Genomic DNA, 13,070 nt, shown 5'->3' with positions numbered 1-13,070 from the left:
GTACAGCCCGGGGATCCGGGCACAGCCCGAGAGGGTCGGGCACAGCCCGAGAGGGTCGGGGTCCGGGGCGGAGTCCCGGGGAACGGGGGAAGGGCGGGGAGGGGCATTACCCAACGCCGCCGTGGCCGCGCGCTCCCGGCGGCGGACCCCGGCCAAGGGGCCGGTCCCCGGCCCCGTCGCCCGGAAGGGCCCGGCCGACTCCGCCCCGCGCCTTCCGGGTCAGGGCGACGGCCCGCCGGGGCCACCCGTACCCCGCCCGGCCAGGGCACCCGCACCCCGCCCGGCCAGGGCCACCGCGGCGCCGGTCAGGTCCAGCCGAAGACGCGGCCGCGGACCAGGGCCGCCGCGCCCTCCGCCACCCCGGCCGGGGCGCGTGCGACCGACGGGGGGTGCTCCAGCACGACGCGGGAGGCCAGCGCCGCGCGGACCCCGTCCACGAAGGGCTCCGGGTCCGCGTCCACGACGCGCCCGCCGAGCAGGATCCGGTCCACGTCCAGCAGCGCGGCCAGGTTCGCCGCACCCTCCCCCAGGATCCGTGCCGCCTCCGCCAGGTCGCCCCGGGCCACCGCCGCCAGGCAGAGCGCCTCGAGGCAGCCGCGCCCCCCGCACCGGCAGGGCGGGCCGTCCAGCCGCAGCACCTGGTGGCCGAACTCCCCCGCCGCCGAGCGCGCGCCCCGGTGCACCGCCCCGTCCAGCCGGAGCCCCGCCCCGAGCCCGGTGCCGACGTGGAGGTACACGGAGGTGCCCGAGCCGGGCCCGCCCGGAGCCCCCGCCGCGACCCCGGCGTTGGTGTCCTTGTCCAGCACCACGGGCAACCCCAGCCGCCCCGTCAGTACCTCCCGCAACGGGTACCCCGCCCAGTCCGGGAACCCCGTCACCCTCCCGAGCACCCCGCTGCGCCAGTCCAGCGGGCCCGGCGCTGCGGCACCCACCCCGAGCAGCGGCGGTGCCGCTCCGGGCTCGCCGGAAACCCGCGCGACGGCTCGTACGACCGAATCCACCACCAGTTCGGGGCCGGCCCCGAAGTCCAGCGGCCCGCTCCACCGCGCGACCACGCCGCCCGCCAGGTCGACCCGGACGGCGCTCAGCTCGTCGCGGTCCAGGTGGACCCCCACCGCGTGCCGGGCACCGGGCACCAGCCGCAGCAGCGTGCGCGGCTTGCCGCCGGTGGAGGCGCCGCGTCCGGCCTCGGCCACCAGACCCTCCGCCGCCAGCCTGGCGGTGATCTTGCTGACGGCCTGCGGGGTGAGCCCCGTCCGGGCGGCGAGCTGCGCCCGCCCCAGCCCCGGCGCCCCCGCGGCGCGCAGCAGGTCCAGCAGCAGCGCCTCGTTGTGCCCGCGCAGCGCGGGCAGGTTCACCCCGGCCCGCCCGCCGCCGTCGGCGGTGCCGTTCTCGCCGTCCCCGTCACCCCTGTTCACCCGGCCATTGTCCACCCTCCTTGCACTTACGCAACACTGTTGCCAAAGTGGTCCCATGAACGCCTCCTCCGACTCCCCCTCCTCCCCGGCCCCGGCCTCCGCCGCCCCGCTGCGCGTCGCCGTCATCGGTTACGGACTCGCCGGCTCCGTCTTCCACGCCCCGCTCGTGTCCGCGACCGACGGCCTCCTCCTCGACACGGTCGTCACCTCCGACCCCGGCCGGCAGGCCCAGGCCCGCGAGGCCTACCCGGGCGTCCGCATCGCCGCCTCCGCCGACGAGCTGTGGCAGCGGCCCGACGCCCCGGACCTGGTCGTCGTCGCCTCCCCCAACAGGACCCACGTCCCCTTCGCCACGGCCGCCCTCACCGCCGGCATCCCCGTGGTCGTGGACAAGCCGCTCGCCGCCACCGCCGCCGAGGCGTACGAACTGGCCGACCTCGCGGAGCGCACCGGCACCTTCCTCTCCGTCTTCCAGAACCGCCGCTGGGACAACGACTTCCTCACCCTGCGCCGCCTCCTCGCCGACGGCGAGCTCGGCGAGGTCCAGCGCTTCGAATCCCGCTACGAGCGCTGGCGTCCGCAGCTCAAGGGCGGCTGGCGCGAGTCCGGAGCCCCGGAGGAGATCGGCGGCCTGCTGTACGACCTCGGCAGCCACGTCGTGGACCAGGCGCTGGTCCTGTTCGGCCCGGCGGTACGCGTCTACGCGGAGACCGACGTGCGCCGCCCGGCCGCCGAGGCCGACGACGACACCTTCATCGCGATCACGCACGCGAACGGGGTCCGCTCCCACCTCTACGTCAGCGCGACCGCGGCCCAGCTCGGCCCGCGGTTCCGCGTACTCGGCTCGCGCGCCGGCTACGTCAAGTACGGCCTGGACCCCCAGGAGGCCGCCCTGCGCGAGGGCCTTCGGCCGGGCGCCGGGGAGCAGCCGTGGGGCGAGGAACCCGAGCACCTGTGGGGGCGGCTGGGCTCCGGCGAGTCGCCGCTGACGGGCGGCGGCCTCCCGGTGCCGACGGTCCCGGGCGACTACCCCGCCTACTACGCGGCGGTCGCGGCGGCCCTGCGCACGGGCGGTCCGGCGCCGGTGACGGCCGAGGAGGCGGCGCACTGCCTGGCGGTGCTGGAGGCGGCCCGCAGGTCCTCCCGCGACGGGGTGGCCGTGGAGATGCGACGCCTGACCCCATGACCCCTTGTCGGAAAATCGATGCATTGAGCACCGAATTACGATCTATCCTGCAGGCTGCCGATCATCACACATGTGAAGAAATGGAAACCTGCCTGTGAAGCTGCCCCGGATCGCGTCCGTCGTGGCGACCGCCGCGATCGCCCCGGCCGTCCTGCTCGCCTCGCCCGCCTTCGCCGCTGACTCCTCGTCGGCCGCCCCGTCGTCGCCGACCGCGCCCGACCAGGAGCCGCAGGCCGCGAAGCCCGCGCAGGCCCCGGCGACGACGCCGGAGAAGACCCCGTCCGAGAGCCCGGAGGCCGCGAAGGACCGGGCCGAGATCGAGCAGATCCTGAAGGACCCGGCGAGCGGTCGCGGCGTGCGCGAGGCGGCCGAGAAGGCACTCAAGGGCACGGCCGCGGACATGCAGCGCTTCCTGGCGGTCGAGCTGGCCCAGGAGCAGCTCGAGGACGACCGCGTGCGGGTCGTCCAGATCAGCGAGGCGGGCGGCAGGTCCGTACGCGAGGCCGCGCGCGAGGCGCTGCGCGTGAACACCCGCGCATCGATCACCGCGTTCCTGCAGGAAGGCCAGCACGCGGCCCGTCTCCAGGACGACCGCGTCGAGATGGTGCGCATGCTGAACGGCGCGGGCAGGGGCATCACCCAGACCGTCAACAACCTGCTGAGCAACGGCACGCGCGAGCAGATCCGCGAGTTCGTCGCCACCGGCCAGCACAAGATCCGCGCCGTGGACGACCGGGTCGCGCTGTTCTCGATGCTGAACGGCGCCGGACCGGGCCTGAAGGAGGGGATCATCAAGCTCCTCGAGGGCAACGCGACCCCGGAGCAGCTGCGCGAGTTCGTGCAGAACGGGCAGCACGTGCTGCGCGACGACGACAACCGGGTCGACATCTCGAGGATGGTGAACGGCGCCGGCCCCGAGCTGAAGAAGGCCGCTCTCGCCGCCCTCAAGGGCACCGCCGAGGACCGTGCCGCGTTCCTGAAGACCGGCCAGCACGTGGCGCGGGCCAAGGACCAGGCTGCGGGTCACACCGGCAACACCGGTAACACCGGCGGCTCGGGCAACGCGGGCACGGGCACCGGCACCGGTTCCGGCACCGGCACCACCGGCGGGGTCCAGCCGGCCGCCGCCAAGGGCACCGGCGGCAACGGCAACGTCACCCCGGCGGGCGGCTCCGGCTCCGGCTCGCTCGCCAGCACGGGCGCCGGCTCGGAGACGTGGATCGCCGGCACCGGCGCCGCGGCGCTCGCCGCGGGCGCCGGCCTCGTGGTCGCCAACCGCCGCCGCCGCGCCTCGGCCGAGAGCTGACCGGCACCGTCACGCACACGGGCGCGGGGAGGGGCGGGCTGCCACCGGCAGCCCGCCCCTCCCCGCACTCACGCCCTACGCGCTCCAAAGCGCCCTACGCGCTCTTGAACTCCTGGCGCTGCCGCCCGAGCCTCTCGATCTCCAGCTCCACGACGTCACCGGCCCGCAGGTACGGCTTCGGCTCCGGCTGGCCCATGGCCACACCGGCCGGGGTGCCGGTGACGATGACGTCACCGGGGTACAGGGTCATGAACTGGCTCAGGTACCGCACGACCTCGCCGACCGGGAAGATCTGGTCCGAGGTGTTGCCGTCCTGCTTCAGCTCGCCGTTGACCCACAGCCTGACGTCCAGGACCTGCGGGTCCGGGACCTCGTCGGCCGTGACCAGCCAGGGCCCGAGCGGGGTGAAGGTCTCGCAGTTCTTGCCCTTGTCCCAGGTACCGCCGCGCTCGATCTGGAACTCGCGCTCCGACACGTCGTTGACCAGCGTGTAGCCGCCGACGTGCGCGAGGCCCTCAGCGGCGGAGCGCAGGTAGCGGGCGGTGCTGCCGATGACGACGCCGAGCTCGGCCTCCCAGTCGGTCTTCACGCTGCCGCGCGGGATGAGCACGGTGTCGTCGGGGCCGACCACGGTGTCCGCGGCCTTCAGGAACAGGATCGGCTCGGCCGGCGGCTCCGCGCCGATCTCGGCCGCGTGCCCGAAGTAGTTCAGCCCGATGCCCACGACCTTGCCGATGCGGCCGACCGGCGGGCCGATCCTCAGCCCTTCGGCGTCCAGGACCGGCAGCTCGCCGCCCGCCGCGGCCTCCCGCACCCGGGACAGCACGGACTCGTCGGACAGCAGGGCGCCGTCCACATCCGTGATCAGACCGGACAGGTCCCGCAGGGTGCCGTCCTGGTCGAGGAGCGCGGGGCGCTCCGACCCGACGGGTCCGACACGCAGCAGCTTCATGGGCATTCTCCCGTGGTCGTGGGTGGTCGGCCCATGGGCATGCCGGTGGAGCGGGCACGCGGCACGGGCCGGCCGATGGGTTGCGGCCATCGGAGGATTGGCTGATCCTCCAAGATGCCCGCCCCATCCGCAAGACCCTGTTCACAGACTGGAACGCGCTGCTCCGTCCTTGCGGTGCTGGAGCCAGGCCCGCTCCCCGACCGACCAGGCGGTGGTCGTCAGCAGGTACAGCCCGGCGGCCAGCGGGACCACCGCCGCCGTGACCAGCGTCCCGAACGACAGCAGGGGCAGTACGCCGCCCAGCTTGCGCATCGCCGCCAGCTGCTCGGCGCTCACCGCGGCCTGGCCGCCCGCTCCCTTCCCGGCAGGCAGTTCAGGCGCCGGCGCGGCCGCGGCGGCGCGCCGCCCCCGCACCGCGCTCCACGCGGCCACGACAGCGATCGCCGCGAACAGGCCGAGGAACACCAGCCCCTGCGCCCCGAACGGCCCGCCCTCCTCCAGCGCCCCGGTCCAGCGGGTGCCGAGCGGCGCGCCGAAGAGCCGGTGCCCGAGCAGCTCACCGCCCGAGGAGAAGGCCTGGTACATCAGGAAGAACACCGGCAGCTGCAGGAGCATCGGCAGGCAGCCGGCCGCAGGGGTCGCCGCCCGGAACGCGGCACGGCCCAGCGGGTACAGGGCCAGCCGCACGAAGACGGTGAACAGCACGATCGCGGCAGCGGTCGCGGACTCGGCCAGCACCGGCTCCAGGAGCCGGCCCAGCTCGACAACAAGATCAGCGAAAACGGACACGCGGGCCCTCCGAGGGGTCTCGTCAAACGTCGAAAAGGTGCATTTCGGCGTGACGACCCGCGAGGGGCGACATCAGCGATCGGTCAGAAGGCAGGAAGCACTGCGCGCCCCTACGCGGCCGTCAGGACGAGACGGCCGGGCGCCCTGGGCCGCGACCGGCCCGAGGCATCGGGATCGCGCTGCGGCAGGAACGCCGTGCGCTGCTCGCGATCACGGATCGCGGTACGTATTCGGTGCGGCGGCACAGGCCGCACGAGGCACGCGGCGAGCGCGGCGGCCCCGACGGCGACGGCGGCGGCCAGCACGACCACACCGGCGGCCAGCCCGGCGTCCCCGGACACCAGCCCCAGGAACCCGCCGAGCACCAGCAGCGCCACGAGCAGCCGGAACACCCGCGAGGAGGACACCACGGAGGAGGAAGAGGAGAAGCACGCACGGACCCGCCGCACCAGCACCATCCCCACCCCCTCGATTCCCTCGACACCAGCGATCGGAGCGGACCCGCATCGGAAACGGGAACGCACGACCGATACTAACGGCCCGCACTGACAACGCTCTTGAGGGTCCCCCACACCACCAGCCGGTACGTGGAGGAGTACTCGGGCGTGCACGTGGTCAGCGTGATGTAGGAGCCCGCCGCCTCGTACCCGTAACCGGGCTTCACCCCGCTCCGCGGCACCGGCGCGATGACCCCCACGTCACCCGCGGTCGTCTCCCCCAGCACCTTCCCCACCACGTACACGTACCGCCGCCCCCGCACGTCGACGAACAGCTCGTCCCCGTCCCGCAGCCGGTTCACGTACCGGAACGGCTCCCCGTGCGTGTTCCGGTGCCCGGCCAGCGCGAAGTTCCCCCGCGCGCCGGGCTGCGCCGTCCCCGGGTAGTGCCCGGCGTACCCCTTGTCCAGCACGGCCCGCTTGCCGACCCCCTCCGCGACCGGCACGGCCAGGCCGAGCCGCGGGATCCGCAGCACCGCGTACGCCTCGTCGCGCGCCGGCCCCGCACCCCCCGCCGGCGCGGGCCCCACGGGGGGACGTACGGGGGGACGCACGGAGGGCGGCGCGGCAGAGGGAGCCGCCCCCGGATCCGGCACGGGCGGCGCCCCGGAAGGAGAAGGAACGCTCGATTCCCCCTCGACGGCCACTGGATCCCCACCCCCGCCCGCGACGGCCCCGGACCCGGCCCACCCCTCCTCCAGGGCCCGGACCTGTTCCCGCGCGGCGGCCGCGGCCTGCCGGTTGGTCCACCACACCTGGTGCACGACCAGCAGCGCCACCACCACACCCACGGTGGTGATCACCTCGGCGGCCACCCACAGCAGCCGCGCCAGACCGGCCCGGCGCTCCCGCCGGCCGCCCCCCTGAACCACCACCCGCACGCCATCCCGCACGGGCCGCACCCTAAGACCTCCCCCCTCAACTGACCAGCAGCAGTACGGTGTGAACCATGCGCCCCGATACGCCTGCCGAGCACATCGCCGAAGCCGAGCGCCTCATCCGCACGGCGACCCGCTACCCCGAGGACCAGGAGCCCTTGCTCCTCCAGGCCGCGGCCCACCTCGAACTGGCCGACGCCCGGGAGCGCGCGAGCGCCCTCTACGACCAACTCCTCTCCGCCTCCCCCGCCGACCCCCACCTGATCAAGGCCCTCCAGGCCGCGAACCTCTGGGAGTACGGGCACGAGGCCGAGGCCCGCGCCCTGATCTCCGGCATCCGCGCGGCCGGCCCGACCGACCCGGCGCCGTGGGAGGTCATCGCGGAGGCCCTGGAGGCCCACGACGAGCTGGAGGCCGCGCACGAGTGCTTCACCGAGGCGGCGACCCTCCTGATCCCGGAGTCCGCCCCCCTCACCCGGGCCACCACGGCCCTCCTCACGGGCCGGCACCGGGTACGCCGGCTCCTGGCGCTCCCGCACGACGACTGGGACATGGTGGCCGACACCCGCCACATCGGCCCGATCCCGCTGGACGAACTCCACGACCCGAAGCGCATCTGGGCCCTGGGCTCCGACGACCCGGCCGAACTCCGCGCCGAGATCGCCCGCCTGCGCGCCGAACTCGGCGACCGCCGCGCCGCCCTGTCCCGCCCCTTCCCTGTGGCGATCCTCCACTGGCCCCAGCGCGAACTGGCCGAGCTCCTCACGAGCTACCCCACCCTCGGCGCGGAGTACCCCTCCCACGACGCCCACCTCGCGGCGGTGGAATCCTCCCTCCGCACCCTGGCCGCCTCGGGCACCACCAACCTCGGCATCGTGACGGGCAGCGTCCCCTCGTACGAAGCCTTCGCGGCCTCGGAGAAGACCTCCCCGGCCTCCCCGTCGCTCCTGGCGGAATACGCCACCACCCTGGCCGCCCGAGGCAAAGCCACCCCCTGGCCCCCCACCCCCACGGCCCCCTGCTGGTGCACCTCGGGCAAGCCGTACACGGAGTGCCACGGCGAGGAACGATGACCGAATCGGCCAACATCTGACCGGATAGTCACCTCCTCATGCGGCAGCACGTCATATTGCGGCGGCTGTTGTCGGTTGTGCTTGCTACAACCGACGTGGCGATGATCCATTTGCAAGTGGAGGTTCCGTGTCTTCAGGTGTCCACCCGAGTGCCCCGAAGCCAGTGATCGGCGCACATGAAACGCTGATCACGACTGCACTGGAGGAACAGCTACAGGAGCTCATCGCCGCAGGAGCCGTCGTCATAGACGGCCAAGTCAGCGGTGACTCGTCTCAGCACATTCTGACGCGGCACGTGGCCCACGCCGTCGGGCAGGTGTTGAAGAAGCTGCCGGCTGAGGACCGGGTCCGCGCAGCCAACGAAATCCTCCACTCCTTGCGCACCTACGACGGCGCTCAGGAGTGGGCGGTCCCCATCGCCGACGGGCCGCGCCAGCTGCTGGCCGTGACGGATCGTGCCGTAGGCGAACCCGCAGCGGCAGCGGACCCTTACATCGTTCGTCCGTCGACCCCCTTCTCCGACACTGCGCTCATCACCAACTCTCCGGAGGATCCGAGCCTCGGAGCCGAGTTGCGTGCGGAGCTCGCCACGGCCGACCGGATCGACCTCCTGTGCGCCTTCGTGAAGTGGACCGGGCTGCGCATCCTCGAGAAGCCCCTGAAGGCGGCCGCTGAGCGCGACGTTCCCATCCGCGTCATCACCACCACGTACATCGGGGCTACCGAGCGCCGCGCCCTGGACCGGCTGGTGCGCGAGTTCAACGCCAAAGTGAAGATCAACTACGAGCTCCGGTCGACGCGCCTCCACGCCAAGGCGTGGCTGTTTCGCCGGCATTCACGCTTCGACACCGCCTACGTCGGCAGTTCCAACCTCTCCAAAGCGGCACTGCTCGACGGCCTGGAATGGAATGTCCGCCTCTCCGGAATCGCCACCCCGGACGTATTGCGCAAGTTCGAAGCGACATTCGACGCCTACTGGAGCGAGCGGGCCTTCGAGTCGTACGACCCCGATCGCGATGCCCAGCGGCTGGATGAAGCACTGAAGATCGCGGGCAGCTCAGGCGGCATCAACGCTGCGCGCGCGATCAGCCTCTCAGGCCTGGAGGTGCACCCCTTCCCACACCAGCGCGACATGCTGGAGCGCCTTGAGGTGGAGCGCACGGTGCACGATCGTCATCGCAATCTACTGGTCGCTGCTACCGGCACCGGAAAGACCGTGATGGCAGCTCTCGACTTCAAGCAACTACAAACCAAACTGGGCCGTAAGCTGCGGCTCCTGTTCGTCGCACACCGGAAAGAAATACTCGACCAGTCACTACGCACTTATCAAAGCGTCCTCGATGACGCCAACTTCGGCGAGCTGCTCTACAGCGGCGAGATCCCGCAAGACTGGAACCACGTGTTCGCCAGCGTTCAGTCATTGACTGAACGGACACTGGATCGCCTCCCGGCCAACCATTTCGATGCCATCGTCATCGACGAGTTTCACCACGGCACCTCACCGACCTACCGCAGGATCATCGATCACTTCAAACCCCTCGAGCTTCTGGGCCTTACGGCCACACCGGAGCGCATGGACGGACTCACCATCCAAGACGAGTTCTTCGAAGGTCGAATCGCCGCCGAGATGAGGCTGTGGGAGGCCCTCGAGAACGACCTCCTCTGCCCCTTCCACTACTTCGGCATCAGCGACAACACTGACATGAGCGCCGTAACCTGGAAGCGGGGGGACTACGACACTGCCGCGCTCAGCAAGGTCTTCACTGGCAATCAGACACGGGCCCGCCTCGTCATCCGAGCGCTTCAGGAAAAGCATGGATCTCCGGAATCCATGCGCGCTCTCGGGTTTTGCGTTTCGGTGGCGCACGCCCATTTCATGGCAGACTTCTTCAACCAGGCGGGGTTCCAGGCCGTTGCACTGTCGGGCGAAACGCCGCGCCCTGAGCGCAAGGCGGCGCTCGATAACCTTCGGGCAGGAAAACTAAACATCATATTCTCCGTCGACCTCTTCAATGAGGGACTTGACGTCCCGGATGTGGACACCCTCCTGCTCCTCCGCCCAACCTCCAGTGCCACCGTGTTTCTGCAGCAGCTGGGACGTGGGCTGCGGCGCAGCGAGAACAAGCCGGTCTTGACCGTCCTCGACTTCATCGGGCAGCACCGCAAGGAGTTCCGTTTCGAAGAGCAGTTCCGAGCACTGACGAACCTGACGCGCAATCGGCTGCTCAATAGCATCGAGCGCGACTTCCCTCACTTGCCATCAGGCTGCCACATCATCCTTGAGCAAAAAGCCAAGGAAACCATCCTCGCCAACATCCGTAACCAGATAAACGTCAACGTCACTCAGCTTGCCCGGGAAGTCGCCGCATACCGCGAGTCAAGGATCTCCGCCTACCTCCGGGAGAGCGGCCGGGAGATCAAGCAGATCTACCGAGGCAACGGAAACTCGTGGACCGGCTTGCTGCGCAGGGCCGGGTTGCTGAGCGCGGCGGCACCGCAGGGTGAGGATTCCCTCCTCAAACGCGTCTCCGCGTTCCTCCACGTAGACGATCAGGCGCGGGTGCAGGCCTACACCGCACTCCTTGAAGACCATGCCCCCGCATATGAGGATCTCGATGAACGCGGGCAAGCCTACGCCCGCATGCTCTTCTTCTCGTTGTGGCCGCAGGGCGGCGCATTCTCGAGCTACCAGGAGGCATTCGCCTCCCTCAAGCCTCAGCGAGCCTTCCGTGACGAGCTGCGCCAGGTGCTCGCCCACTGCCTGGACCAGGCTGACCACATGGCCCTGCCCCTGACCGGCGAGCAGGCGTCGCTGCCGCTGTCGGTCCACGCGTCGTACAGCCGGGAGGAGATCCTGCCGGCGCTGGGCGAGTCCGTGATCGGCGGCTTCATGCCGGGCCACTTCCGAGAGGGGGTGAGGTGGTGCAAGAGCATCCAGACCGACGCACTGCTGATCACCCTAGAAAAGGATGAGAAGGACTTTTCGCCGCAGACTCGATACAAGGATTATGCGATGAACGAGGTCCTGTTCCACTGGGAGTCACAGAACCAGACCTCTGAAATCTCCCCCACCGGGGTCCGTTACCAGAGGCACGTCCAGAACGGTTCGCATGTTCTGCTCTTCGTCCGGCGCTTCAAAAGTACGGACATCGGCGGCCCGCAGGCATGGATGCTGCTCGGGCCCGCCGACTACGTCCGCCACTCAGGTAGCAAGCCGATGGCGATCGAATGGCGCCTCCATCACGAGATGCCGGCCGACGTGTGGTCGTACTCCGCCATCGCCAACTAGGCCAGTATGAACAGAGTCATCACCCCCCTTCCGGGAACAGCGTGAGCTGTTGGTGGCCCCGGGCCCTGGCCGTTGGGGGGGTGGGGCGGGTTGCGGTCAGGGTGAGGAGGGTGCGGAGGGCCCCGAGGACCTGGTCCGGGGTGTCGCGGATCATCGACGGGGTCGCGCTGACGACCAGGATGCCGTGGGACTCCAGGCGCAGGCGGCGGCGGAGGGTGGCGTGCCAGGCGTCGCGGGTGTAGTGGTACTCCGCGGAGTCGACCTCCAGGGCCACGCCCTCGTCGGGCCAGTAGGCGTCCGGGGTGGCCAGGAAGGTGCCGTCCGGGGTGTAGAGGCGGGCGTTCCACAGCGGGGTCGGGAGGTCGGTGCCGGTGAGGGCGTCGCGGGCCCGGGCTTCGGCCACCGAGCGGACCCCGGCCAGGAGTTCCGCCGCGGCGGCGCGGACGGCGGGGCGGGCCAGGAGGCGGGAGGCGCGGAGTTCGGCGTGGAGGTCGTGCGGGTGGCACCAGCCGGCCTGGACGACCTGGGCCAGGACCGAGCGGACGCGGTCGGGGTGCGCGTCGGGTCCGGGGCGGGCGGCGAAGTCGGCGGCCGCGCGGACCGGGCGGGCGCTGGGGACGCCCGCGACGGTCATGGTGGGCGGCCAGCGGGAGGTCGTCAGGGGCCGGACCTCCGGGGTGCCGGTGAGCCGGCGCGGGGCGCGGATCAGTACGTCGGCCGGGGCGGGCGGGGTGTCGCGGATTCCGAGGAGGGCGAGGGCGGCGGCTCCGGTGAGGGCGGCGGTCGCGCCGGAGAGCGGGTCCGCGTCCGGTTCGGCGGCGTAGAGGACCGCGGCCAGGGCGCGTTGGCGGTGGTCGGGCGGGCCCGTCTGGAGCAGGTAGACCCGGGGCAGCAGGCGTTGCCAGGGGCCGCCGGGGCGGGTGCGGGAGGTGACGGTGCCGTCGGGGATCCCGGCGGTGGTGATGAGCTGGTGGCGGGTGGCGAGGCCGAGCTGGCGGCGGGCCACTTTGGCTGCTCCGGGCGTGATCATGGCCCGGGTATGCCCGTTCCGTGACGGGTCTAGCTGTGGCCGGGGTGGTTCGGGGACAGGAAGACGACCACGCCCGACTGCGTCCCGGGCAGGGCCGGCACCTCGTGCCAGCCGAGGCGGCGGTACGTGGCCACCGTCTCCGTGGCCAGCCGCGAGGTCAGGAGCCAGGCGCGCCGCTGCGGGGCGTCCTCGGTGATCTCCGCGAGCAGGGCCCGGCCGGTGCCGCGGCCGCGCGCGTAGGCCCGTACGGCGAGTTCGTCGATCTCCAGCGCCCCGACGAGCAGGTCCCGCACCCGGTCGGGCCCGAGCTGGGCGGCGACCTGCGGGTACGCACGGTGCTGCGGGAAGGGGGACCGCGTCAGCCAGCCGGTGGCGAACCCGTCGACCCCGGCCTCCGACTGCGCGAACGCGATACGGAATCCCGGGCGCCGGACATCGGTCTGGAGGCGCGTCGAGAACTGACGAATGGTTTCTTCGCATTCGTTCCAGGGCGCGGCGGAGAAGACGTCGGCGTAGGCGTCGACCAGCTCGTCCTCGAGGTCCAGGACGGTGCGTCCGTAGGAGATCACTGTGTCGACTCCCGGTGAGTTGGGCGGTTTTCCTGCTGGAAGACCGAATTTACGCCCAGGGAGTTCCCCGGCCCGGCGATGCG

Annotated in this window: 11 protein-coding genes; 4 read left to right on the top strand and 7 right to left on the bottom strand. The window is 71.7% G+C overall.

The genetic code is table 11. The annotated features are described in order from the left end of the window. Positions 1-305: 305 nt before the first annotated feature. The gene (locus ACZ51S_RS14455; protein ID WP_468802072.1) at positions 306-1,418 is read right to left on the bottom strand and encodes an ROK family transcriptional regulator; all 1,113 of its coding nucleotides are present in this window, start codon (positions 1,416-1,418) and stop codon (positions 306-308) included. A gap of 55 nt (positions 1,419-1,473) precedes the next feature. Between ACZ51S_RS14455 and ACZ51S_RS14450 the strand changes: the two genes are divergently transcribed. Then, the gene (locus tag ACZ51S_RS14450; RefSeq protein WP_468802073.1) at positions 1,474-2,604 is read left to right on the top strand and encodes a Gfo/Idh/MocA family oxidoreductase; all 1,131 of its coding nucleotides are present in this window, start codon (positions 1,474-1,476) and stop codon (positions 2,602-2,604) included. Between the two features lie 94 nt (positions 2,605-2,698). Further along, positions 2,699-3,910: an ALF repeat-containing protein gene (locus tag ACZ51S_RS14445; RefSeq protein WP_468960896.1), complete on the top strand. Its 1,212-nt coding sequence runs from the start codon at positions 2,699-2,701 to the stop codon at positions 3,908-3,910. A gap of 94 nt (positions 3,911-4,004) precedes the next feature. Here the strand turns inward: ACZ51S_RS14445 and ACZ51S_RS14440 are convergent, their stop codons facing one another. From ACZ51S_RS14440 to ACZ51S_RS14425, 4 genes are all read right to left on the bottom strand, one after another. Next, on the bottom strand, positions 4,005-4,862 hold the full coding sequence (locus ACZ51S_RS14440) for a fumarylacetoacetate hydrolase family protein (protein WP_468802075.1): 858 nt from the start codon (positions 4,860-4,862) through the stop codon (positions 4,005-4,007). 141 nt (positions 4,863-5,003) lie between these two features. After that, the gene (locus ACZ51S_RS14435; RefSeq protein ID WP_468960893.1) at positions 5,004-5,651 is read right to left on the bottom strand and encodes a YidC/Oxa1 family membrane protein insertase; all 648 of its coding nucleotides are present in this window, start codon (positions 5,649-5,651) and stop codon (positions 5,004-5,006) included. A gap of 110 nt (positions 5,652-5,761) precedes the next feature. Further along, positions 5,762-6,109 carry a DUF6412 domain-containing protein gene (locus ACZ51S_RS14430; RefSeq protein WP_468960890.1) on the bottom strand — a complete coding sequence of 116 codons (348 nt, stop codon included), beginning with the start codon at positions 6,107-6,109 and terminating at the stop codon, positions 5,762-5,764. Between the two features lie 74 nt (positions 6,110-6,183). Beyond that, on the bottom strand, positions 6,184-7,023 hold the full coding sequence (locus ACZ51S_RS14425) for a class E sortase (protein ID WP_468960888.1): 840 nt from the start codon (positions 7,021-7,023) through the stop codon (positions 6,184-6,186). A gap of 74 nt (positions 7,024-7,097) precedes the next feature. Here ACZ51S_RS14425 and ACZ51S_RS14420 point away from each other — a divergent pair, with 74 nt between their 5' ends. Continuing rightward, a complete protein-coding gene (locus tag ACZ51S_RS14420) occupies positions 7,098-8,099 on the top strand; it encodes an SEC-C metal-binding domain-containing protein (protein ID WP_468475035.1) in 1,002 nt (333 codons plus the stop codon). 127 nt (positions 8,100-8,226) lie between these two features. Further along, positions 8,227-11,388 carry a DEAD/DEAH box helicase gene (locus ACZ51S_RS14415; protein WP_468960884.1) on the top strand — a complete coding sequence of 1,054 codons (3,162 nt, stop codon included), beginning with the start codon at positions 8,227-8,229 and terminating at the stop codon, positions 11,386-11,388. A 19-nt stretch (positions 11,389-11,407) separates the two neighbouring features. Here ACZ51S_RS14415 and ACZ51S_RS14410 read toward each other — a convergent pair whose 3' ends face one another. Beyond that, positions 11,408-12,418, bottom strand: coding sequence for a hypothetical protein (locus ACZ51S_RS14410; RefSeq protein WP_468960883.1), 1,011 nt, complete (start codon positions 12,416-12,418; stop codon positions 11,408-11,410). Positions 12,419-12,447: 29 nt separating this feature from the next. After that, positions 12,448-12,987: a GNAT family N-acetyltransferase gene (locus ACZ51S_RS14405; RefSeq protein ID WP_388941029.1), complete on the bottom strand. Its 540-nt coding sequence runs from the start codon at positions 12,985-12,987 to the stop codon at positions 12,448-12,450. Positions 12,988-13,070 lie beyond the last annotated feature (83 nt).

It is taken from the genome of Streptomyces sp. NPDC034043, assembly GCF_055575675.1.
The sequence above is the reverse complement of the archived record's forward strand: the minus strand, read 5'-3'. Positions and strand labels throughout refer to the sequence as shown.